This window comes from Brevibacillus laterosporus (genome assembly GCA_007833815.1).
Lineage (GTDB): Bacteria > Bacillota > Bacilli > Brevibacillales > Brevibacillaceae > Brevibacillus_B > Brevibacillus_B laterosporus_D.
The window spans coordinates 4,075,796-4,101,365 of sequence record CP033464.1 but is presented as its reverse complement, the minus strand read 5'-3'; the positions used below and the strand labels follow the sequence as shown (position 1 = coordinate 4,101,365).

At 39.4% G+C, this 25,570-nt stretch carries 10 protein-coding genes and 1 pseudogene; 10 read left to right on the top strand and 1 reads right to left on the bottom strand.

Annotation, left to right across the window (positions count from 1 at the left end):
• Positions 1-125: 125 nt before the first annotated feature.
• Positions 126-617 carry a hypothetical protein gene (locus tag EEL30_19785; GenBank protein QDX94324.1) on the bottom strand — a complete coding sequence of 164 codons (492 nt, stop codon included), beginning with the start codon at positions 615-617 and terminating at the stop codon, positions 126-128.
• Between the two features lie 351 nt (positions 618-968).
• Here EEL30_19785 and EEL30_19780 point away from each other — a divergent pair, with 351 nt between their 5' ends.
• The 10 genes and pseudogenes from EEL30_19780 to EEL30_19735 all read left to right on the top strand — a co-directional run bounded on the left by EEL30_19780 (position 969) and on the right by EEL30_19735 (position 25,418).
• The gene (locus EEL30_19780; GenBank protein ID QDX94323.1) at positions 969-2,060 is read left to right on the top strand and encodes a recombinase family protein; all 1,092 of its coding nucleotides are present in this window, start codon (positions 969-971) and stop codon (positions 2,058-2,060) included.
• Positions 2,061-2,077: 17 nt separating this feature from the next.
• Positions 2,078-2,311: a hypothetical protein gene (locus EEL30_19775; GenBank protein QDX94322.1), complete on the top strand. Its 234-nt coding sequence runs from the start codon at positions 2,078-2,080 to the stop codon at positions 2,309-2,311.
• A gap of 180 nt (positions 2,312-2,491) precedes the next feature.
• Positions 2,492-2,738, top strand: a pseudogene (locus EEL30_19770) (SDR family oxidoreductase).
• 429 nt (positions 2,739-3,167) lie between these two features.
• On the top strand, positions 3,168-4,112 hold the full coding sequence (gene sbnA, locus EEL30_19765; GenBank protein QDX94321.1) for a 2,3-diaminopropionate biosynthesis protein SbnA: 945 nt from the start codon (positions 3,168-3,170) through the stop codon (positions 4,110-4,112).
• Positions 4,113-4,156: 44 nt separating this feature from the next.
• The gene (gene fabD, locus EEL30_19760; protein QDX94320.1) at positions 4,157-5,410 is read left to right on the top strand and encodes a [acyl-carrier-protein] S-malonyltransferase; all 1,254 of its coding nucleotides are present in this window, start codon (positions 4,157-4,159) and stop codon (positions 5,408-5,410) included.
• Between the two features lie 62 nt (positions 5,411-5,472).
• Positions 5,473-9,210 (top strand): amino acid adenylation domain-containing protein, encoded by a 3,738-nt coding sequence (locus EEL30_19755; GenBank protein ID QDX94319.1) that lies wholly within the window; start codon positions 5,473-5,475, stop codon positions 9,208-9,210.
• Positions 9,211-9,234: 24 nt separating this feature from the next.
• Positions 9,235-15,306, top strand: a complete 6,072-nt coding sequence (locus tag EEL30_19750) for an SDR family oxidoreductase (protein ID QDX94318.1) — start codon at positions 9,235-9,237, stop codon at positions 15,304-15,306.
• Between the two features lie 29 nt (positions 15,307-15,335).
• A complete protein-coding gene (gene ectB, locus EEL30_19745; protein ID QDX94317.1) occupies positions 15,336-16,616 on the top strand; it encodes a diaminobutyrate--2-oxoglutarate transaminase in 1,281 nt (426 codons plus the stop codon).
• A 37-nt stretch (positions 16,617-16,653) separates the two neighbouring features.
• Positions 16,654-17,622, top strand: coding sequence for a 2,3-diaminopropionate biosynthesis protein SbnB (locus EEL30_19740; protein ID QDX94316.1), 969 nt, complete (start codon positions 16,654-16,656; stop codon positions 17,620-17,622).
• 32 nt (positions 17,623-17,654) lie between these two features.
• Positions 17,655-25,418, top strand: coding sequence for an amino acid adenylation domain-containing protein (locus EEL30_19735; GenBank protein ID QDX94315.1), 7,764 nt, complete (start codon positions 17,655-17,657; stop codon positions 25,416-25,418).
• Positions 25,419-25,570 lie beyond the last annotated feature (152 nt).

The window sequence follows — 25,570 nt, the reverse complement described above, 5'->3', positions numbered from 1 at the left end:
TATTACTGTAATACATGCAATATTGAAGTTATTAAGTATAGAGAGATAAGAATCAAAGATTAAGGAACAGAGCAGTCATATAAAATTTGCATCATTTAAAAGATGCAGAGTATAATCTATGATATTTAGCGGGTTAAAATAACTGAATAAGGGCCGCCCTTCCCCTCTCCAATCCATTGATTATTGGAGAAAACCCATCTTTTATCATTATATTCAACTGTAAAAGAAGTTGGATACCATCCTGGTTTATTCCCTGTGCCGTCTGAGTATACCGTAATAGCTAAAATCTCACCAAGGTCTCTGTTTACAGTTATATAATATTTGTCTTTAGCGCCACGTTCAAAATCGTTATAATTCGGTATATCTAAAAGTGCTGGTTCTGACATTCCATTTTTGCCTGTTAATGTTACATAAATGTTCGAATCTGTTCCTGCATCCTTTACATCACCTGTTTGTACAGTGACAGCGTAAATATAGGAGGCAACCACATTGACTTGGGGATTTACACTAGCTTTGTGGTTGCTGTTGGAATTCTGAGCAATATCACTAGCATAAACACTTTGACCAGCAAATAAAAGAGCTACTGCCATCATTGTAGATAGAGCGAAACGTTTCATAAAAACCCTCTCCTTTATTAATGGTATTTTATGGATCAATTAAATTATACTTCCATTTTATGGATTTTGCAGTTATAAGGAATGTTTAAGCAATTTTTTAGGGTATTTGTATTTAACGACAAAGCAGTAATTTCAAAACTCATATAATAAAATCAAGAATTTATCAGTGATGATAAATTGGGGGCATTAAAGGAATTGACAAAAATAAACTAAGCAAGTTGGGTTGAAGTTCTTTTGAAGATGACATTATAATCGAAGGTGAAGCAACTCAAATGCCAACAGAAAAGTATAAGAAAATGAGAGACGCTTTGTTTTCTATATCGGTATTGGGTTTTGCAAAAACAGGAGATTATGAATTGGATGCTTGTTAATGAACTTAGTGAATTGGGGGTTTCTGGGTATAAGAAAAGTGTTTCAGAACGTGACAAAATACAGCTAATTAAAAAGGGAGCTGAAAATAAAGAATATGACATTTTACTAGTTTGGAAAGATGATAGATTAGGCAGAAATAAATATGAAATTCCTTTTATGCTGGAGTACTTAAAGAAAAATGGGATAGAAGTTTGGTCAGTAGTAGATGGAGTATTAAACAGGGACGAGAAACATGAAGACAGTTTAGTAAGTTTTCTTAGATTTTGGGTTGCTGAAGGCGAGAGTAAAAAAACATCAACTAGGGTTACAGAGGCAATTAAGCAAATGAATGAAGAAGGGAAGTGGACAGGAGCAAGAGTTCCTTATGGTTATGAGGTTTATGATACCAATCAAAAACATCCTAATTATGATAGAACAAGGAAAAATATCAGAATAAACGAAGAGAAATCTAGAATAGTAAAACTTATGTTTCTCCTTGTGTTAGAAAAAGGATATGGAACGGATAGAATTGCGAATTATTTAAACAAATGTGGCATACCTTCTCAGTACGGTGTCAAATGGAGTAGCGTTGTTGTTAGAAGGATTTTACGTAATCCTATTTACAAAGGCGAACAACGATACGGAACTACGTATAGTAATAATAAGCTAAAGCCTGTTGAGGAGGTTAAACTGAAACCTAAGAGAGAAGATTTAGTAATTATATCTGACGAGATTTTTGATGAGGTACAAAATATTATGGATTCTAGAAGAATTCAGAGAGACGCTTCTAATTATAAAGCTATTGCACCTAGTAAGCATTTGCTTTTAAACGGTTTAGTAAGGTGTGGATATTGTGGGTCAAGACTATTTGTGGGTTCTACAGCATGTACAAAAACAAAGAAGAATGGAGAAAAGAACAGATACATTTATTGGCGATATATTTGTCGAAAAGGAATTAGTCATAGAGAAACACATCCAAAAAGTTACTTTGGGGCAAAAAAATATGACTTTGAAGCTGAGGAAGTAATTATAGAAACAATGAAGTTAATACAACTAAATGGACTAGAAGAAGCAGTCAATTCAAAAAGATAAAAATTGAAAATGAAAAGATGGTTAGAAAAAATATCATTAAAGAAATAGATGAAACAAACCAGCAGCTAGAGGCTGTAAAAAAATTAATAATAAAAATTGCTATTGGAGAAAGCAAATTATCAGAAGAATATGTTGAGGAGCAAATAAAATATAAAGAGGAGGAACTGAAAGAATATCAAAGGAAGCTAAATGAGTCCAACGAAAAAATTGCGGAACTAGAGAATGAAAATAAAAAGACTATTAAAATTTAATCAGAACTTTGTAATTGGGAAGAAAAATATAGAAATGCCGATTGGGATTCTAAGAAGACAATGTTATCTAGAGTATTGGATAGTGTAGAGTATAGTGACGTAATAAAAATTAATTTTAATATCATAATAAATGAGCTTTTAAAACAATCAACGTAGTCTCTTTATGATAATAGTAGGAGTATTTACATAACATTACCCTGGGCGAAAGAACTGGGAAGAAAGGGTATAACTGTGAACGCAGTAGCACCTGGCTTCATTGAGACATCTATGGCGTTAAAGGTACCAGAAAAGGTATTAGCGGGTATGATCGCACAAATTCCGTTACAACGTCTGGGACAACCTTCCGACATTGCCAAAGCTTACCTATATTTAGCTTCAGAAGATGCGAAGTACGGTGTTAGAAGTAAATGGCGGACTGTCTATCTAAAATATCTATCTAGAAAAAACGCTGGTCTCGTGAAGATCAGCGTTTTTTCTTAACAAAAATTCCTAGTCCCTATTATTGGCAAAAAAATGCTGGATGCAAAATTTTATTCATAGAATTTTAGTATGGAATTTTTTACCTGATAATGAGAGAATTCAGTAAAGACTTTCCTTTTGCACTTTAGTAGAAGAATTATCATTGATTGAAAAAGTAAAGGTACTAAATTCAGATTTTTTAGCTTATAGACAATACTGGAAAGTTTAGGTATATTAAAAATATGGAAAAATAATTTCAATTATATTCTTCATTAGTAAACTTTATCCTAAATAGGAGCTTTCGCTCTGTCAACAGTTGATAACGTGATTTATTATTACTTTCTATTTAAATTTACTCATAATTTCATCTTTTCAATAATAAGGAGAGGTAATTTTTATGTTAGTAAAACTAGACACGATACGCCCATTTATTGGTGATACACCTCTTTTACAATTGAAAAACGATACAATCAATCTTTACACCAAGCTGGAGTTTCAAAATTATGGAGGAAGTGTTAAAGTTCGGCCGGCTTATTACATATTAAAATCCGCAATTGAGAGGGGCGAAATAACTCCTACTACCACGATCATTGAGTCTACTTCTGGAAATTTTGGTATAGCATTAGCTCTGTTATGCAAAAAGCTAGAAATTCCCTTCATCCCGATTATTGATAGCAATATTAACGAAATCTATGAAAAGATTTTACACGTAACTGCCACAAATGTGATCAAGGTAAATGAGCGAGATGAAACAGGTGGCTATTTATTGAATCGCATTAGAAAGGTAAATGAACTCCTTTCTACTATCGAAGATTCGTTTTGGACAAACCAATATGCCAATCGTGATAGCTTCCTCTCACATTATCACGGGCTAGGCAAGGAAATTGCAGATGCATTTGAGCAGCTGGATTATGTATTTATCGGTGTTAGCTCATGTGGAACAATTGCTGGCATATCCCGCAGACTGAAAGAGAAATTTCCGTCTGTTAAGGTCATCGCAGTGGATAGCGAGGGCTCGGTTATTTTTGGGAATAGTCCGAAAAAACGTTATATTCCAGGTATTGGTTCCAGTATGGTGCCAGAAATACTCAAAGAGGCTATTATCGATGAAGTTATTCATGTACCTGAGTACAGAGCTATCCAAGGGTGTTACGAAATGCTAGAAAAGCATGCTTTATTTGTCGGCGGCTCATCGGGAAGCTCTTATTATGCCATTGGGAACTATTTTGCGGACAAGGTATTCACTACTCCACCAAATGTGCTTTTTATCTGCCCCGATAGCGGTTTATCTTATGTAGATACGATATACAACAAAGAATGGGTGGAAAACTTTAGGCTTTAAAGATTCTGATTACAAAAATATGTCGTGAGCGAGTGATGAATAACATGAGAGATTTAGCATTTGTGTTTTCTGGACAAGGATCACAATATGTCAACATGGGAAAAGCACTTTGTGATCATTCCGCCATTGCTAGAAGAACTTTTGAAGAGGCTGGAGACATTTTAGGGTTCAATTTACTCAGACTATGTACAGAAGGTGACCTTGAGGAATTGACTCAAACGGCTAATGCTCAACCAGCTATTTTAACTACAAGCATTGCCCTTTGGCGTGTTTACATGCAGGAAATTGGTGTCAAGCCTCATTTCGTTTCCGGACATAGCTTAGGAGAGTACTCTGCACTTGTTTGTGCTGGAGCGTTGAAATTTTCACAAGCGGTACGTTTAGTCCGAAAACGTGGACTACTCATGCAGGAAGTAACAACGGAAGGAACTGGAGCGATGGCCTCCGTCTCTGGATTAGACAAGTCTGATATTGAGAATATTTGTCAAGAATATTCTGATGAGACAAACTTTGCGCACCTTTCTAACATTAATTCTTCGCGCCAGGTTGTCATTTCTGGTCATCGAAAGGCTATTGAACAGGTAGCGAAAAGATTGGAAGAGATGGGTGGCACAGTCATTTTCTTGCGTGTGAGTGCCCCTTTTCATAGTCCACTGATGCAATCAGTTGCCACTTCTTTACACACTGAGCTGCAGAATAATGTCTATCTACCTATGCGGTACTCAGTGATTGCTAATGTTAACGGACAACCGTATACGAGTAGTGAACAGATAGTGGGGAATTTAACCAAACAGGTGACAGCACCGGTACAATGGCTTGCCACCATGCAGTTTTTATATCAGCAAGGCATTCGAAAAGTAGTCGAGTTTGGTCCTAACAAGGTCTTGCGCAATCTAATGAAAAAAGAGTATCCAGATGTACTTGCTTATGCTTACGACGTACCACAAGATGTCGCTAGCGTGAAGGAAATAATGGGGATTCCAAAGGATCATAAGCCATTTGTACCTAGCGTAATTACGAAGTGCCTTGCTGTTGCTGTTGCGACTCCGAATCGTAACTTCGACAGTGAAGAGTACCAAAAAGGCATGATAGAGCCATATCGCCGGGTGCAAAAGATGCAATTTGAGTTAGAAGAGGCAGGTGCAGAGCCAACCGTAGAACAAATGCGTGAGGCACTTACTATGCTTCAATCTGTTTTTTTAACCAAGAAAATTTCAAGTGACGAACAGAAAAAACGTTTTGATGAGATTTTAGAAGAGACGGGGACAGGTTATCTGCTTCCAAATTTGCAGAAATAACGGTTTGAAAATTGATTTTACCGTCGTTTTTTACTATAGATGACGGAAAAGGAGCTTTTCACTTGGAGAAAAAACCAGAAGTAACCAAAATCTATCCGCTGACTCCCTTACAAGAAGGGATTTTATTTCACTCGATTGTGAATAACGATTCAGGTGCTTATTTCCAGAGCCTAACTTTTTCTGTTGAAGATTGTGTGGATACCGAGATTTTTTTGAAAAGCGTTAACATATTAATTGAACGTCATGAGATTCTTCGAACGGCTTTTGTTTATGAGAAGGTTAAAAAGCCTATGCAACTTGTACTGAAAAAACGCGAGATGGCTAGCATCCATTTTAAGGATATTTCTGGTGTGAGTGAGCAGGATGCTTATTTGCAAGATTATATGGAGCGAGATAAAACAAAAGGCTTTCATTTGGCAAAAGAAATCCTTATGCGTGTTGCCATTTTTCAAACATCCTCAGCGCAATACAAAGTAGTTTGGAGCTACCATCATTTGATTATGGATGGTTGGTCGCTTGGTATCATGTTTAATGAGTTTTTACAAATTTATGATTCCTTTGCTTTCAATAGGCAACGTAAGCTTGAACCGGTGCATTCCTATCAACAATTCATACACTGGCTGGAAAAGCAAGATAAAGAGCAAGCAAAGGATTACTGGAAGAGCTATTTAGAAGGATACGATCAGTTGGCTGTGGTGCCGAGCTTGATCAATAAGATGAATGTCAATGCTTATGATGCGAAAGAGGCAGAGTTTGAGATTGATATAGAAAAAACACAACAGCTCACTAGGATTGCTCGCCAGAACAATGCTACTTTGAGCACGGTTTGGGAAGCTCTATGGGGGTTGGTGCTACAACGATACAACAATGTAGACGACGTAGTGTTTGGGTCCGTTGTATCGGGTCGAAATGCTGAAGTTGCTGGCATTAACCAGATGATCGGATTATTTATTAATACGATTCCCGTGCGTATCAAGACAGATCAAGTAGAGACGTTTGCTGAACTTGTTCAAATGGCACAAGAAAGCTCCACCAAGGCAAAAATGTATGACTTTTTCCCACTTTATGAGATGCCTGTGGAAACGGAGATGCGTCAAGGGCTCATTGACCATGTTTCTATTTTTCAAAAATCGCCGATTGATATGAACGAGGCAAACAGTGATCAAATCAAAGGATTTGGTCAAGTTATTAATCATGTTGAGCTATTGGAACAAACCAACTATGACTTTGGCATTATGGTCATAACGGGAGAATCCCTGACAATTCGCATGAGCTACAATTCGAACATACATAGCTACCATTTTATTGAAAAAATCTTTGGTCATATTCAAGAGATGATAGAACAAATCATCATTAACCCGGAAATTCCGCTTAGCCACCTCAAGATTACAACTCCAGCGGAAGAAAAGGAACTGCTTTATCAATTTAATGACACAATGCTTCCATATGATCGTAGTAAAACCATTCATGAATTGTTTGCCACACAAGCAAAGAATAATCCAGATCAGGTAGCGTTAGTATGTGAGGGGGGGCAGTTAACATATCGTGAACTGGATGAACAAGCTAATAGACTCGCCTCCTTTTTAACGGAAAAAGGGGTGATTCCAAACACGATTGTCGGATTAATGACTGAACGTTCTTTGGAAATGATTATTGGCTTACTTGCTATTCTCAAAGCAGGAGGAGCGTATTTACCGATTGATCCGACATATCCTGAGGAGCGTGTGAATTACATGCTTACAGATAGTGGCGCCAAGTTGGTTCTTACCCAACGTCACTTGGTCTCAGGAAACCAAATGGGGTATGAAAGCATTCTGTTAGACGATCCACTAGTGTATGCAGTAGAACCTGTGCAGGTAGGTAATGCTGCTACGTCAGAAGATTTGGCGTACGTGATCTACACGTCCGGCTCAACGGGGCAACCAAAAGGTGTGATGATTCCTCATAGATCCGTACATAATTTTATACAAGGAATCACAGACAAACTTTCTTTTTCCGCAGGGAAAACGATTTTGGCACTTACTACCATTTCCTTTGACATTTTTGGATTAGAGACGTTAGTACCACTTACTCAAGGAATGCGAGTAGTCATTGCAACAGAAAACCAGCAACGTGACCCAAAATTGTTGAATGAGACGATCAAAGTTAATGGTATCGATTCTTTGCAAATCACACCGTCAAGGCTGCAATTACTTTTATACAGTGAAGCAGATTGTCTTGCCCAATTGGAACAAATCATGATTGGGGGAGAAGCCCTTCTACCTTCCTTACTAGCTCAGGTTCAAGAACGAACTCAAGCGCGCATATTTAACATGTATGGACCGACAGAGACAACCATTTGGTCATTGATACAGGATGTCACTCGTGCATCCACGATTACGATTGGAAAACCAATAGCTAATACACAAATTTATATTCTCAATCGTCACGATAGCTTACAACCAATAGGTATGACAGGAGAATTATGTATAGCAGGTGACGGCTTATCAAAGGGCTATATGAATCAGGAAAAACTGACTGCCGAGAGGTTTGTTCCTAATTCTTTTCAACCAGAGAGTGTAATGTATCGTACTGGAGATTTGGCAAGGTGGCTACCCGATGGAACAATAGAATTCAAAGGTAGGATAGATCATCAAATTAAATTAAGAGGCTTCCGAGTTGAACTGGGTGAAATTGAGAATCGTCTGTTAAAACATCCAGCAGTCAAAGAAGCAGTGGTCATGGTAGAGGATATTGGTGTGACACAAAATCTTTGCGCTTACTACGTGGGTCAACAAGACATCAGTGTGCAGGAGCTTCGTCATTTACTTAGCCGAGAGTTGCCTGAATACATGGTGCCAACTCACTTTATCTCTCTAAAGGAACTTCCTCTTACAGCTAACGGTAAAATAGACCGGAAGCAATTACCCAAACCGACGGAAAGCGAGCGTCTGGGTGTAGGGGGCGCTCAAGCTCCTAAAACGGAGGTTGAGCAAGAGTTGATGGAGATTTGGAAAAACGTGCTAAAGCGTGACCATATTGGGTTACATGATAACTTCTTCGATTTGGGCGGCAATTCTATTCTATTGGTACAAATGCATGCTCAAGTTGATAAAAAGTACGTTGGAAAAACAGATATTGGTGATGTCTTCTCCTATTCTACGATTGCTAAGTTGGCGAACTATATTGAGTCGGGGACAGAAGAAAGAATACCATTGATTGAGATTCCAGCTATGAATCTACCTCCAGAATACTTTGACGTTAGTGAATCACATAAAGCAAGTACCATCTTCTCCTTTGCATTTCAAGATGATATGGTTGCTGGTTTACATGTGGTAGCAGATATGTATGATGTGGAAATATCTGATATTTTACTAGCTATGAATCTATATTTGTACTCTGAAGTGGGCGAGTTAACTGATGTTACTATTCAGATGATGACAGCTGACAACAAGTCTATCTCTATTAATGTAAACATGGATGATGTAGAAGATTTTGGTGAATTATTTAGACATGTAAGAGCAGTGCGAATGCAACCAAATGCTCTTTCCATATATTCCTCACAAGTCCTGGAAAATAACCTATCAACAAAAAGAAGCGGGCAAGTATGGCCGCTATTTACTGAACGCTTTTTTCGCACCAATGAGGTTCATCGCCTGTTTGATATCATATTTGAACTGCACATTGAGTCAAAAAATATCTCCTTTGAATGTCGCTATGATCAAAAAAAATTAAATCAAGGAAAAGTAGAAGAACTGATTTATGGGTATATCAAGCTACTTTCCCTCATGCTAGAAAATGAAAGTAAGACAACTATCTAATCGGGATGGAAAAGAGGGGAGATCGTGAAGAAAAAATTGCTAGATTTATCAGGGATCAATTTGACGCAAAAAGACGATCATACGGTTGTCCAGATGAAGAACGTCAATAAAAATGATATCGCTATTATCGGAATTTCTGGAAGCTTCGGCGAAACGCAAAATTTGGATGAGTTTTGGGAGGTTTTGCGTAGCGGTCAGGACTGCATTCGAACGATTCCTGAATCACGACAAAAGGATGTTGAGCGTTTTCTTAACCATGTTCAACCGAAGACTCAAAATCGCTATCTAAATGCAGCTTATCTAGAAGAAATCGATAAGTTTGATTACGGATTATTTTCAATTTCACCTAAAGAAGCCAGTTTAATGGACCCTAATCAACGTCTATTTTTAGAAATGGCATGGTCGGCAATTGAAGATGCCGGATATGGCGGACAAAAGATTATGGGAACCCGAACAGGTGTATTTGTTGGCTATAGCGCTGATGCAGATACGGGGGAAGACTATAAGCAATATATCAAAAGTGTGGCCCCGTCTTTGTCTGGAGCATCGATTCCCGGAAACATAAAATCTATTATCGCTAGTAGAATTGCTTATACTCTTGATTTGCATGGACCAAGTATGATGATTGATACAGCATGCTCCTCTTCTCTGGTTGCCGTTCATTTGGCTTGTCAGGCGATCGGTAATGGAGATTGTGACATGGCTCTTGCTGGGGGCGTAAAAATCATCATGCTTCCACTCCTTGAAGATTCAGTTTCAGGGATCGGCATTTCGGCACTAGACGGGCGCGCCAAAACTTTTGATAATCGATCAGATGGTACTGGTTTTGGTGAAGGTGTTGGCGTTGTGATGTTAAAAGCTCTTGATCGGGCGATTCATGATAATGATCATATTTATGCTGTAGTTAAAGGAAGTGCCTTCAATCAAGATGGCCATTCTATTGGAATAACAGCTCCTAACTCACTTGCACAGGAAGATGTGATTGTGAGGGCTTGGCAAAATGCGGACATAGAACCAGAGACCATTCAATATATTGAGGCTCACGGGACTGGAACCTCCCTTGGTGATCCGATTGAAATCAAGGGTATTCAGCGTGCCTTTGAAAAGTATACCGATAAGAAACAATTTTGCGGCATCGGTTCCCTAAAAACGAATTTTGGACATCTCGATCATGCAGCCGGAATTGCAGGCCTAATGAAAAGCATATTGGCGCTAAAACATAAAGAAATTCCTCCTACAGTTAATTTTCAATATCCCAACCAAAAAATCCCATTCGACGATTCACCTGTCTACGTCAATGATTGTTTAAGAGAATGGGAGTCTAACGGTCATCCGCGCCGTTGCGGGATCAGTTCATTTGGATTGAGTGGTACGAACTGCCACATTATTTTGGAGGAGGCACCAGAAACTAAGTTACGTCTTCAGACACAAGAACCTGAATCAAAACCCTGCATTCTAACGTTGTCAGCAAAAACGGAAGATGGGTTACTTCAGTTAGTAAACAATTATGTTCATTTTATCGGTGAGAACGAGAATGTAAACGTAGCTGATATCGCATATACCTCCAATACAGGTAGAGGACACTATGGTTCAAGATTGGCACTGGTAGTACGTGACCATAAGGACTTGTTAGATAAGCTTACCTTGTGTAGGGAAGAACTATTTGGTACTACCGAGCTAGTTGGGTGTTATGCGAAAACATTTAAAGTAATAAACGAGCAAAAACAAACTCGGAGTGAAGGTGAGCTAACGGAAGCAGATATAAGTCATTTGAGCGATCAAGCGAATCGGTTGATTAGCCAGCTAGTCATGGCAGATGCCGCAGAGGTGCTTTCCCACCAATTGTGTCAATTATACGTCAGCGGTGCTGAAGTGGATTGGGAAAGACTGCTACAAAAAGAAAATGTTCAAAAAGTAAGCCTTCCCGTCTATCCATTCAATAGAAAACGTTGCTGGGTGGAGCCAGAAGCTGACGTTCTTTACTCATACGTAAAAAAATTACAAAAAGAACTTGATCTCCCCCTGCTTGATCGTTTAGAGGCAGATTCTATCGATACTGTCATTTATGCGACAGAATTTAATGTGGACAAACACTGGGTGTTACATGAACACATCGTCAATGACAAATATGTTGTACCAGGCACTACTTATATAGAAATGTTACTTGAGGCGTGCTATCAACAAACACCTTCTAGACAAGTACAAGTAGAGAATATTGTTTTCCTTGCCCCGTTAATTTGCGAACATGGTGAGTCTCATGAAGTACAGACCATATTAAAAGAAAATGACGAATCGTATGACTTTATCATTGCAAGCCGTTACAACGGGGAGTGGGTAAGGCACGCTCAAGGGAAAGTGATTTTTGGCATAGATCATGATGCCCCTGTGCTTAAAATTGAAGAAATAAAAGAAAGATGCAATGTGGAGCGCAAAGAATTCATTCAATATGAAGAGGATTTCTCTGGTTCTGGCGCCATTATTACGGGACCTCGCTGGAATAATGTTCAGCATGTTTATGCCGGTAACGGTGAAGTGCTTGCTTATTTTAATCTTCCAGAACGATTTGAAACAGATGAGGATTTGTATTATATCCATCCTTCTATGATGGATAATGCTGTTAACTTAGCGATTAACACGGTAAGTCAAGATTTTTATTTACCTTTTACATACCGTACATGCAAAGTTTATAGTGCCATGCCTAGTAGGTTTTACAGTCATCTGAGACTAAAACCAAATCAGTCTGAGAGCAAAGAAATTATCAATTTTGATGTGACTCTGGTAAATGATGAGGGGATCGTATTTGCAGAAGTCGAGGATTATGCGATCAAACGAGTACATCATATGGACCTGCAAGCAAATAAATCAGATAAATCTAACCTGATTTATGGAATAAATTGGGTTGACAAAGAGCTGAGCTCAGAAGAAAGTGCCGAGAAGATGGGGACTGTACTTATTTTTAAAGATGAAACCAGCATAGGCGACCAGATGATTCAAGCATTTGATTCTGTTGGTAGGCCGTGGATTCAGGTGGAAATGGGTGTAGGTTTTGAAGAGATTGATCAGCGGACCTACAAAATGAATGGTCTTCAAGCGGATTATCTAACTTTGATTGGAATGTTGAAGGAAAGAGGCATTTCTCAAATCGTGCATCTGATGTCTGTTACGCAAAATCAGGATATCAATGAACTCACGGATTTAGAAGGGACGCAAAAGAGAGGGTACGAAAGTCTAGTTCGCCTGACAAAAGCCCTTTTAGAACACAACATACATGAAGAAATAGACATTTTGCTTGTTGCTCCCTATGTATATGAAGTGAACGAACAGCAAGAATATGTTAATCCTCATCACGCTACTATGTTTGGATTGGGAAAAGTAGTAAGTCAAGAATACCCTCATTTATTGTGTCGGGCGATAGACATTGATAAATTCACCACAGGGGATATCATTCTTTCCGAGCTAAGTAGGAAAGAGAAGGATTATCTGGTGGTGTACCGTGAAAAACAAAGGTTGGTAGAGGAATTTTGTGAACGTGACCTAGATGAATTTGCTAACGATGAATCTATAGAAATCCGTGAAAATGGGGTTTATCTCATAACAGGTGGTCTAGGTGCTATTGGACTTGAAATGGCTAATTATCTTGCTTCACAAGCTTCTGTGAATCTTGTATTGATTAATCGCTCTACGATGCCAAGCCAAGAGCTTTGGGATCAAGTAGATGAACAGACTCAACCCAAATTATACCGACAAATTAAAGCAATACGTAATATAGAGTCATTGGGAAGTCACGTCACCGTACTTAGTGCGGATATTAGCGATCATAACGAGTTACAAGCAGTTCTTACCCAAGTTCGATCTCAATTTACTACAATCCACGGCATTATCCATAGTGCTGGTGTAGCTGGAGAAGGCTTTATCCTTCGCAAAGAGGAAGTGAGCAGTCATCCTGTTTTACATCCAAAAGTTTATGGTACTTGGTTGATACACCATCTGACTAAAGCTGATCAGCTTGACTTCATGGTACTATTTTCCTCGATTAACTCTCTTTACGGTGGAGTGGGTCAAGGGGACTACGCAGCAGCCAATGCTTATCTAGATGCATTTACTTTATTCCGTAACCGTTATTATGGAAAAACGTTGACAATCAATTGGGCAGCATGGAAAGAAGTAGGGATGGCTGTAGAATATGGAGCTAATCACGATTCAGGATTCTTCAAGTCCTTATCGACCAAAAATGCGATACAAGCTTTTCACCAGGTTCTGCATAAGCAGGTGAAAAGGGTAACGCTTGCGGAAGTCAATTATGATAATGACCACGGTAATATGGAAGGCGGCTTTACACTTAATCTGGCAAAACCGATTATGGACAGATTAAAGAAAGCCGGGAAACCAAAAGGTGCGAAACAAGGCACAGTGACGTCACAAACACTTCCAGAAATAACAGTGTTAGGGCGTATTGCCAATGAAACTTATTCTAAAAATGAGCGATTATTGGCGCAAGTATTTTGCTTAGAATTGGGTCTTGATGAAATAAATATCTACGATGATTTCTTTAGTCTCGGGGGCGATTCCATTATTGCCGTCAAGATCGTTAATTCGATTCAAAAATATCTGAACAAGAATGTTGGGATCAGTGAAATATTCCAGAACTTAACGATCTATGCACTTGCGTCGCATCTTAGTGCTCAAGAAGGAGGCAGTGAAGAAACCTCTGTCCCTGAGCAATCTACAGTAGCATCTATCGCGAGAACGAAGACGGAGGAAGGTTACGAACTTACTGGTATGCAGCGTCATATCTATTTCCTTCAGTCGTATAATCCGTCTATGACAGAACTTACCTTGCTTTATGAAAAAGAAATTCCTACGTCTGTTGACATAGAACTGCTCCAAAAGGCCGTTGACACAGTTGTCTATCAACATCAGGCTCTGCGTACCATTTTCCGCGAAGAGAATGGTCTACCAAAACAGGTGATTTTGCCATTTATGGAAGTACAAGTTGAATGTGAAGACCTAACCTTTGAATCAAATGCATGGCAACTAGCTAGAACGAAGTTAACAGAGGCCAGAGTTCGAGCGTGTGACCTCTCCAAGTCAACATGGCGTCCAATCGTGTACCGTTTGCCAGATAAGCAAACTCTCTTTGGTCTAGTTATTCATTCACTGATTGGAGACCAGTGGAGTTTGGAGCGTATTGCTGACGAAATAGTCCGAGTATATAACGCTTTGAAGGAAGAGCAGGAGATACCTCTTCTTCCACCAGCCCGTACCTATATTTCTTGGGTACAAAATCAGCTTAGTTGGGAAAAAAGTGACATGTATCAAACAGCTCAAGCTTACTGGCAACAAGAATTAAGGAATCCCCTTCCTGTCTTGAATCTGGCAACGGATTATCAACGCTCTAAGACGCCAAGTTATCAAGGAAGCCTTCTTTCTTTTCACATAGAGGAAGAGGTCTTATGGAAATCAATTCAGGAAACAATCAAACGTGTAGATATTACCTTAGAAACCTATCTGCTGTCAGCGTATTACCTTCTGCTGCACAAACTTACGCTTGATACTGATATCATCGTTGGAATGAATGCTCATCACCGAGATGATCCAGCTACCAATGAAATTGTAGGAGCATTGACGAACATTCTTTGCATGCGAGTGAAGGTAGAAGAAGCAAATACTGTTCAGGAGTTATTTACAATCGTTAAAGAGAAGAGAAGTACAGCAAGTGCACACAGTCGCTATCCATTTGATACTGTGGTCGCTCAGGTTAATGCTGGTCGTTCTCAACGTAGTCCGATTTTTTCCACAATGTTTGAATGGCACGAGTCAATGCCTTATGCAAACGATGGTGTAAGCTTGTACGATGTCAGCTTGTTAGCCGAAGCCAAAGAAGAACAATTAAATTTCCGATTCGAGTTTAATACGAATCTTTTCAAAGTAGAAACGATCAAAAAGCTGGCAGAGTATTACGTAAATATCTTGCATGAGATAAACAATAGTAGTTTGCGGATTCCAGATGTGCAGCTCTTGTCACAAGTCCAGATGCAGGAACTGAAAGCTTCACAAACATCAAGTGTCATGGGAGATTTTGAATTTAATTTCTAACTCTCAATTCTAACTAGAGGAGAATCTCAATGCTTACCCAAACCCCTTCCATATTTGAACAACTAGAGTCCAATGTCCGTTCTTATTGTAGAGCTTTCCCGGATGTATTTGTTAAAGGGAAAAATTCGGCTATGTATACCAAATCGGGGGAAAAATTCATCGATTTCTTTGCAGGAGCAGGAGCTCTAAACTATGGTCACAATAATGATTTCATCAAAAAGAAGCTTATGGCTTATCTAGAAACAGATGGACTTGCTCATGGTTTAGATATGCATACCTCTGCCAAAGAGGACTTTTTGCAGACGTTTCATGAATTAATTCTTCGCCCTAGAAATTTAGATTATAAAGTGATGTTTTGTGGCCCTACTGGGGCGAATGCAGTAGAAGCAGGACTAAAGATCGCTCGTAAGACAAAGCAACGCTCAGGCATTTTTGCTTTTACAGGTGGTTTTCACGGAATGTCGTTAGGTGCTTTGTCTGTCACAGCCAATAGCTACAATCGACAGGCGGCAGGAGTTGACATGCCTCAAGTCACGTTCATGCCGTATCCTACTGATTTTTCGTTCGATACGATTGAATATATGGATAAAATGATTAGCGACAGTCATTCTGGTATAGCCAAACCAGCTGCGATTATTTGTGAGACGATTCAGGCAGAAGGAGGTATTAACGTTGCCCCTACCGAATGGCTTCAGAGAGTGCGTCAATTGTGCGACAAGCATGATATTTTGTTAATTTGCGATGAAGTTCAGATCGGATGTGGTCGGGCAGGATCTTTCTTCTCATTTGAACGAGCTCATATTGTGCCAGATATCGTTGTGCTTTCAAAATCTATCAGTGGTTATGGGTTACCAATGTCGCTTTTGTTGTTTAAACGAGAATTAGATATTTGGCAACCTGCCGAGCACAATGGAACATTCCGAGGTAATCAACTAGCCTTCATCGCTGCTGAAGCGGCATTACATTACCGGGAACAATATCAACTAGAAGCAGAGGTTCTGCGTAAAGAACAATTTGTTAAACAATTTTTGGAAACACAAATTGCTACCTTGCACGATCAAATTGAAGTTCGTGGCATGGGTTTAATTTGGGGCGTGGATGTGGCTAACATTAGTAGTTCAGAAGTACATGTTGCGAAAAAGATTGCGAAGCGTTGCTATGAACGTGGATTAATCATCGAGTGTGTAGGTCGCAATGACACAGTGGTCAAACTTCTACCACCGTTAACCATTGAATTGGATGAATTACAAAAAGGGTGCAATATATTACACCAAGTGATTACGGAGTGTTTGAACGGTTTATATAAATGAAAGAAATCCAGAAGAAGCGAGAGGAGATAATCTAAAGATGAGATATCTACATGAAAAAGACTTGCTTACCATCGGAATGAACTGGGATGAAACGACCTCTGTTATTGAAGAAGCTGTGAAATGTTTACATCAGAATGACTTTGCACAACCGATAAAACCTTATCTACGTTATGGTCAAGAGCAAAACCGCATTATTGCTATGCCAGCTTTTGTGGGAGGAACGATCAATCAAGCAGGGATCAAATGGATTGCTAGCTTCCCGAATAATATTCAACAGGGTGTTCCGCGTGCCCACAGTGTCACAATTTTAAACAATGCAGACAACGGTGTACCAGAAGCTGTTGTTAACACGGCATTACTTAGCGTCATTCGAACAGCTTCAGTGAGCGGTATGATAATCAAACACTATGATCGAGTTCGCAACCTCAAAGATATCACAGTTGGTATTATTGGCTGGGGACCGATCGGCCAATATCACTTCAAAATGGTTACGGCGTTATTAGGTGATCGGATCAAAAACATTTACTTATTCGATCTCCGTCCAATTGATAGCCAGACAATTGACTCGTCCTTTAAAGACAAGGTCATCATTGCTAAATCATGGGAAGAAGCCTACAAAAATTCGGATATCTTCATGACATGCACTGTGTCCAAGGCCCCATACATTGATGTCAAACCAAAAACAGGGGCGCTATTACTCAACGTTTCGTTACGAGATTTCACTACAGATATCTATCCGCACGTAAAAGATTCCATCATTGTAGACAGCTGGGAAGAGGTATGTCGCGAAAACACGGATATAGAGTCTATGCATTTGCAATGTAGTTTGCAAAAAGAAAACACTCAGTCCATTATCAATGTGGTCTGCGACGATGCTATGAATAATTACCGCGAAGATCAAGCTATTATGTTTAACCCCATGGGTATGGCCGTTTTTGATATCTCGATGGGTCATTACTTTCTACGAAAAGCAGAAGAATTAAAGGTAGGGCAACTATTGGAATAATACATAACATGAAAAAGTAATGGGGGATTCCAATGAGTACGAATTTTTTGCATAATATTTTACTTGCGAGCGGACAATTTGAGCAAGAGCGTGCCTACTGGCTTCAACACTTGACAGGAAACACTGATGTTAGTGGTTTCCCTGTTGATACGCGTCCTCTTACCACCAAGGTAGAGGACATGACTTCGGTCAGTTATCCAATACCAGCTGAAATAGTAGCAATAATCAATAGAATGAGTAACAATTCCGACTACGGAATCTACATGTTCCTGCTTGCTGGGGTAAAGTACCTTTTATCTAAATACAAACAGCATTCTGATATTATTGTTGGGATGCCTGTTTTTCAACAAAAGGAGGATGGTAAGCAGGCTTTTTCCAATATCTTGCCGATCCGTTCCGATTTAGACAGTCAACTAACATGGAAACAGGTACTTCCTTCATTAAAACGTACAATAACAGAAGCAGTGAAGCATCAAAACTTGCCATACAAACTGATTGTTGACTTGATGGGTATGGGGATTTCAAGTGAAGAAAAAAGTAGACCTTCTATAGGAACTATCGTTCAGTTAGACACCATTCATGATCAAGCAAGCTTGGAATCGGTCACTGCCGACGTGGTGTTCACCTTTAAAAAACATGATGATGGCCTGACACTTCAAGTCGACTATCATCAAGACATGTATGGTGAAGAGAGGATCGGTCAGTTAGTTAATCGTTTATTCGTAGTATTGCACCTAATTACCAGCAAAACGGGTGAGACACTTCAAGGAATGGATCAATTCCTTTCTCATTGGAATGGTTCATTTACTGGTGTACCTAGATTACAGTTGCCCGTGGATCATTCATTATCAACCAAGATTGAAAGAAATTGGAAAAATACAGAAATTATTCTTTCGTTGGAAGAACAAAAACGACTAACAGAAGTAGCAGAAATAGCTGGCACTTCTCTCTCTATCACACTGTTAAGTGCTTGGCAGTTGCTTCTTCACCGTTATACAGGTGAAAATGACATTTTAAGCGGATGGGAGAGTCTGGGGAAGGATAGCGAAGCTTCGCCGCTTCCTATTTATAGTGATTTTTCAGGTAACCCTAGCTTCACCGAATTGATTCGACGTGTTCACCGTTCTATGGAAGCTGCCGTAACGGAAAAAGAGTTTTCCGTTTATCAGCCCACTGCCTTTCAGACTTTATTTTTAACGGGAGAAATAAATCATTCATCATGGAGTATGGAAGCAGAGCTTGTTCTTGCCGTTTCACATACAGAGACAGCTTTAGTGGGTACAATCTTTTTTGATGCAGAATGCTTCAAAGAGGAGACTATTGGTCGGTTAGCACAGCACCTTACGACTATGCTTCAGGATATTATGGTTGATCCAACTACCGCTATCGGGCATGTTTCCCTTTTGAATGATTCTGAGCGTAATTTGCTTGTTGATGAATGGAACGAGACCAACACTCCATTCCCTTCAGATTCACTTGTTCATGAGTTATTTGAAGAACAAATGAGACGATATCCAGACCAGATCGCAGTTATTGACGGAGATACCCAGCTTACTTATCGGCAATTACATGAGAAGTCTAATCAAATGGCTCATCGTCTCCAAAGATTAGGATTGCAACCAGACACACTAGTGGGGATTAGTTTGGAGCGCTCGTCAGAGATGATCGTAGGCATCCTAGCAATTTTGAAAGCGGGTGCTGCTTATCTCCCTATTGATCTTGCCTATCCTGAAGAGCGAATTTCTTTTATCATCAAGGATTCTCAAATACCTGTGTTGATCACAAAACAATCACATTATAACCAGTTTTCAGACTATGATGTAACGATAGTGATGATAGACAATGGTGACCTTGAACAAGAAAAGATATCACGACCTAGTAGTGAAGCTACTTCTACTAATCTGGCCTATGTTATCTATACGTCTGGTTCGACAGGTACTCCAAAAGGTACTAGTATCCTACATCGTGGCATTAATCGTCTAGTTAAAAACAATACATATATAGACTTGGAATCTACTGATCGTATAGGGCAGGTAAGTAATACGTCTTTTGATGCATTTACCTTTGAACTGTGGGGAGCCTTGCTTCATGGCTCTACACTCGTTATCATACAGCCTGATGTAGTTTTATCTCCTTTTGCTTTACAGAAAGAAATCAACAAATATGGGATAACCGTTCTATTAGTTACTACTGCCTTGTTCAATCAATACGCAGGGGAAAATCCCGAAATGTTTAAAGATAGGACGATCTTATTTGGGGGAGAGGCTGCTGATCCTAAATGGGTGAGGGTAGCCTTAGAAAAAGGTCGACCTAAGAAATTAATCAACGTCTATGGACCAGCAGAATGCACAGTCTTTACAACTACACATCATGTTACACAGATAGCTTCTGACGCACTATCAGTTCCAATTGGAAAACCAATTGCTAACACCCAGGTCTACATTTTAGATCAATATCTGCAAGTAGTACCTATCGGGGTTCCAGGTGAATTGTATGTGGGAGGGCCTGGGCTTGCCTCAGGATACTTACATCGTCCCGAATTGACCAAAGAACGCTTCATTAAAAATATCTTCTCTTCAAATGAAGAGGATCGTTTATATAAGACTGGAGACATTGTCCGTTATTTGCCAGATGGAACCTTAAGCTTTATCGGACGAAAAGATGATCAAGTCAAAATACGTGGATTTCGGATTGAATTAGGTGAAATTGAAGCTGTTCTGGGTCAAAATCCAGCAGTTCGTGATGCCGTGGTTATGATGAGAGTAGATCAAAACGATAACAAGCAACTGGTAGCCTATTTTACTACCTTCCAACCAGAGGCGGTTACCATAAGTGAACTACGCAGCTTTGTAGTGAATAAAATGCCAGCACATATGATTCCTACTTCGTTTGTCTATTTGAATAGTCTACCAGTTACTCCAAATGGAAAAGTAGACCGAAAGGCATTGCCAGCCCCTTCCATAGAGAGAGGAGTCAGCGATACACCATTTGTTGAACCGAAGACTGATATGGAGAAACAACTGTCCGAATTCTGGCGAGAAATTCTGGGAATTGATCGCATTAGTATAACGGATGACTTTTTTAATAGTGGTGGTCATTCTCTTCTTGCTACTCAGCTTTTATCACGGATATACCATACCTTTTCAATTGAAATTTCGTTACGAATGTTCTTTGAAAATCCGACGATCCAAGCACTGGGAAAACAGTTGGACGAAATCATATCTTCAGGTAAGCAGTCGGTTTCCGTGCCACTAGTATCCGTATCACGTGATAATGATCTTGTTCTCTCGTATACCCAACAGGGAATTTGGTTTATTGAGCAATTGGAACCGGGTAGCGCGACCTATAATGTCCCGGTTGCAAACACGCTTAAAGGAAAATTAAACATTGATGCTTTGGAGCGTGCAGTAAACGAGATCATTCGTCGACATGAAACCTTACGAACCAGTTTTATTTCTAAAGATGGGAAACCATATCAAGTCAGTCATCCATTTGAATCCATTCGTATTCCTTTGGTCGATGTGAGTGATGCTCCATCTACAGAACGTCATCAGCGCATCATCGAGATGGCCAATCAGGACGCAAATCAACCGTTTGATCTAACAAAGTGTCCGTTGGTGCGTTTCATATTGTTTAAGAAGGATGAAGAGAGCTACGTCTTCTATTACACAATGCATCACCTCATAATGGATGGATGGTCTCTACAAATATTCACGCACGAATTATCTGTTTTATATGAAGCTTTCAGTCAAGGAAAGCCATCTCCTTTGCCAGAGATGCAACTGCAATATGCTGATTTTGCCGCATGGCAACGCAATTGGCTCGATGGTAAAGTGATGAATCAGCAGCTTGCCTATTGGAAAAAGCAATTGGGTGGTAATTTACCTGTTCTACAACTACCGATAGACCGCCAACGTCCAAGTGTAGCCAGCGGTGCAGGCCAACGAGACACATTAGTCATGCCGACAGAGCTTGTGAATAAACTGCATGTTCTTTGCAAACGACAAGGCGTGACTCTTTACATGGCCTTACTTACAGCTTTCAAAGTATTGCTTAGTCGATATTCGGGAGAAACAGATATTTTAGTTGGTTCCCCGATTGCCAATCGTACGCGTTTAGAAACAGAGAGTATGATTGGATTCTTTGCTAATACAATCGTGTTACGTTCTCAATTAACAGATAACCCGACATTTACTGATCTTCTAAAACAAGTGCGTGAAGTCACGCTTGAAGCATTTTCAAATCAAGACGTTCCATTCGAAAAGCTAGTGGAAGTACTACAGCCTGAACGGACGAAAAACATTACTCCGATTTTCCAAGTGATGTTCACATTACAAAATACTCGTCGCACAGATTTCAAGCTCTCTGATGAGACATTGATTCATCCGGAAATCGATAGAGGGACGTCCATGTTCGATCTTTTATTTGATATAGCAGAGCACCCAGATGGTCTGTTATTGGTAGCAGAATATAACATGGATATATTTTTCTCAACTACTATTGGTCGCATGATGGAGCATTATCAGGAACTGCTTGAATCCATTGTGGCAATTCCAGAGCAGCCAATTTCTGATCTTAACATGTTGACAAAGCAAGAAAAACAGCAGATTTTCTACGAATTTAATGACACAAAATGCGATTTTCCAATGGACAAAACAGTGCATGAATTATTTGAAGAGCAGGTGGCACAGCGACCAAATGACATCGTTGCTATACATCGGGATCAACAGCTAACGTATAAAGCGTTGAATACCCGCGCAAATCAAATGGCACGCTTTATTCATAGAACTGGTATTAAAAAAGAAGAAATCATTGCTGTTCTGCTTGATCGCTCTATTACAATGATGGAAAGTATTCTTGGTATTTGGAAAGCAGGTGGGGCTTATATACCTATCGATCCTGAATATCCAATGCAGCGAATTACTGGTATTCTCGAAGATTCCAGTACGACTGTGCTTATTACTAAATCGCAATTTGTTACTCCAGAAATAACACAAGCCTACAACGGCATAATTATTTGTATTGATGAACAGATGGATGCCATCAATCAAGAAAATCAAGATAATCTCAGAGCCGTAGTTGATCCGAATCATCTTGCCTATATCATCTACACATCAGGTTCAACAGGTAAGCCAAAAGGCGCGATGGTCGAGCATATTGGGTTAAACAATCATATCCACATGATGATAAAGCAACTACAGTTGAGTGAAGACTCTCGCATTGCTCAGACTGCTTCTCACTGCTTTGACATTTCTGTTTGGCAGTTTTTTGCATCTATTACCTTGGGTGGGACTACTATCATCTATGATAATCAGATGACAATGGAACCTAACTTGTGCATAGAGCAGATTGTTCAAGATCGTATCAATATTTTCCAAGTTGTTCCCTCGGTATTGTCCGTTATGTTGGACCATGTGGAAGAAACCAAATTGTCTTTGGATTGTTTCCGCTATGTAAGTGTAACAGGAGAAGCCATTAAACGCAGTCTGGCAGCTAGATGGTTTAAGCTCTTCCCACATATCCCTTTAGCTAATGCCTATGGTCCTAGTGAGGCATCAGATGATGTTACGATTCATATCCTTGATGAATTGCCTCAAAGCGATATTGTACCTATTGGTAAACCTTTACACAATTTTAAGATTTACATCGTTGATGAAAAGATGAATCTTTGTCCGATTGGTATTAAAGGCGAAATTTGTGTGTCTGGTTTGGGGGTTGGACGAGGCTACTTGCAGGATTCAGAAAGAACCGCGAAAGCGTTTATGGAAGATCCATTTGCTGATCATAAAGGAGTACGTCTTTACAAAACAGGTGACATGGGGCGTTGGCTTCCTGATGGAACACTTGAGTTTTTTGGACGCAAAGATTATCAGGTAAAAATTCGGGGCTTCCGTATTGAACTGGAAGAGATCGAAAATCAGATTAACAACCATCCAAATATTTTAGAAACAGTTGTCATGGATATCGAGGATGCACGTGGTAATAAGAGCCTGTGCGCATATGTTGTATTGAAACAAGATGTACCTATTAACCATCTGAAAAGTCATCTAGCAAACACGCTACCTGACTATATGATTCCAGCCTTTTTTGTAAAGATGGAGAGACTTCCTCTAACGTCAAATGGGAAAGTAGATCGCAAGGCTTTGCCAAAACCAGACCGTAACGGAGTCGAAAGTAAATACGTGGCACCACGTACGATTATTGAGGAGAAAATAATTGCTATTTGGGAAAGTGTACTTGATACAAGCGGACTCGGTATTGAAGATCATTTCTTTGAAAATGGTGGTCATTCACTCAAGGCAACAACTGTTATATCTCGCATAAATAAAGAATTACAGGTGGACATCTCGCTACGCGAAATCTTTATTAGGCCGATCATCAAGGATCTAGCACAGCTGGTAGAACGTAGTGCGAAAAAAGATTACCCGACGATTCAACCTGTTCAAAAACAAGAGACTTATCAGCTTTCTTCTGCACAAAAACGCATGTTTATAGTAAATTTGCGAGACCCAGACAGTACTGCTTATAACATTCCGAACATGTTTATTATTGAAGGAAAACTTAACAAAAAACGTCTTCATCAGGCTTTACAAAAACTGGTTCAACGTCATGAAATTCTTCGCACTTCCTTTGGATGGGAAAAAGGAGAGCCTGTTCAATACGTGCATGACAATCTGAACATAGAAATGAATGAACGGACATCAACACACGAACAGCTCCACGATTTTGTGCATTCACTTATTGGTCCTTTTGACTTAAGCAAGGCACCACTACTACGTGTTTCAGTTGTCACAGTGGAGGAAGAATACCATGTGCTTGTCTTGGACATGCATCATATCATCATGGATGGCTCATCTATAGCAATCCTATTAGATGAATTTGTGCAATTCTATCAGGGAATGCAGATTCCTGAACAAAGGATTCAATACAAAGATTTTTCAGCTTGGCAGAACAAACTACTGACGTCAGAGGTAATGCAGCGCCAAGAAAAATATTGGTTAAGCCAGTTTACGGGTCAACTACCTGTTCTTGCTTTGCCAACTGATTATCCGCGTCCGTCAGTGAAAAGCTTTGAAGGAGACTACGTTCAGTTCTTCGCCAGCAAGGAACTGACGTTGGGATTGCGTAACTTAGCCAGTTCTACAGGTACAACACTTTACATGGTTCTACTAGCTGCGTACCACGTGATGCTATCTAAATATGCTCGTCAGCAAGATATTATTATTGGAACACCGATTGCTGGTAGGCATCATGCAGATCTTGAAAACGTAGTCGGCATGTTTGTTAATACATTAGCCATACGATTGCAATCGGAGAGCCAACAGACTTTTGGTGATTTCTTACTTGTAGTCAAGGAACATGTATTACAAGCTTTTGATAATCAGGACTATCAGTTTGACACGCTAGTGGAGCAGTTAGATGCAGCCCACGATGAAAGTAGAAATCCTCTATTTGACACGATGTTTATCCTGCAAAATATAGAGGATCCATACATCACTGATGGTAATGATGCTACTGATAAGCTATCTATATCTCGTTTTGAGTTTAAGTACCGCATATCTAAATTTGATCTGAGTGTAATTACCATAGAAGCAGAGGATGAATTACTATTCCAATTTGAATATGCCAATAAATTATTTACAGATAGCACCATACACATTTTAGGTGAATCCTTCCTCAAGCTACTTACTATAATCGTAAATGGGACGGATAAGAGATTATGTGATATTGAGATAGCAGAATCCTATGATCTGATTGAAATGGATATCTCTGATCAGTTACATTTTCATTTTTAATAAAAATTACATTTGAGTAAGACCTTGGGTTTATATCCATGGTCTTACCTCTCTTCCTTTTATAAATTATAGTAATAGTGAAAAATTTTTAAATGTATGATATTGTTAAGTCATGGAATTTTTTGGTGTAACGAAATATTTGATTTATTCAT

What these genes read in the sequence shown, in the direction of transcription:
- EEL30_19785 (QDX94324.1), bottom strand. Translation starts at nt 617, where the DNA reads ATGAAACGTTTCGCTCTATCTACAATGATGGCAGTAGCTCTTTTATTT.
- EEL30_19780 (QDX94323.1), top strand. Translation starts at nt 969, where the DNA reads ATGAATTGGATGCTTGTTAATGAACTTAGTGAATTGGGGGTTTCTGGG.
- EEL30_19775 (QDX94322.1), top strand. Translation starts at nt 2,078, where the DNA reads ATGGTTAGAAAAAATATCATTAAAGAAATAGATGAAACAAACCAGCAG.
- sbnA (QDX94321.1), top strand. Translation starts at nt 3,168, where the DNA reads ATGTTAGTAAAACTAGACACGATACGCCCATTTATTGGTGATACACCT.
- fabD (QDX94320.1), top strand. Translation starts at nt 4,157, where the DNA reads ATGAGAGATTTAGCATTTGTGTTTTCTGGACAAGGATCACAATATGTC.
- ectB (QDX94317.1), top strand. Translation starts at nt 15,336, where the DNA reads ATGCTTACCCAAACCCCTTCCATATTTGAACAACTAGAGTCCAATGTC.
- EEL30_19740 (QDX94316.1), top strand. Translation starts at nt 16,654, where the DNA reads ATGAGATATCTACATGAAAAAGACTTGCTTACCATCGGAATGAACTGG.
- EEL30_19735 (QDX94315.1), top strand. Translation starts at nt 17,655, where the DNA reads ATGAGTACGAATTTTTTGCATAATATTTTACTTGCGAGCGGACAATTT.